The sequence below is a fragment of the Streptomyces griseus subsp. griseus genome, assembly GCF_000720255.1.
Classification (GTDB): Bacteria; Actinomycetota; Actinomycetes; order Streptomycetales; family Streptomycetaceae; genus Streptomyces; species Streptomyces griseus_I.
In genome coordinates this window covers 1-211 of record NZ_JOJE01000250.1, presented here as the reverse complement: position 1 = coordinate 211, position 211 = coordinate 1, and the positions used below count along the sequence as shown (strand labels likewise).

At 70.6% G+C, this 211-nt stretch carries 1 pseudogene; it reads right to left on the bottom strand.

The annotated features are described in order from the left end of the window. Positions 1-211 (bottom strand): annotated as a pseudogene (locus IG99_RS44005) (IS3 family transposase); the annotation flags it as partial.

Below are 211 nucleotides of genomic sequence, written 5' to 3'. Positions count from 1 at the left end.
TTGCGTGCTCGGTGATGTCCGTCAGCCACAGCCGGTTCGGCCCGGCCGCGGTGAAGTTGCGCCGCACCATATCATCGTGGACAGGCGGCCCGGCCTTGGTGTTCTTCCCACGGCCTCTTCGCTTGCCGAAGGCGCTCCACCAGCCGTTGTCCCGGCAGATCCGCCAGGCGGTCCGCTCGGCCATCGGCTCACCGGCGGCCCGGGCCTCGTC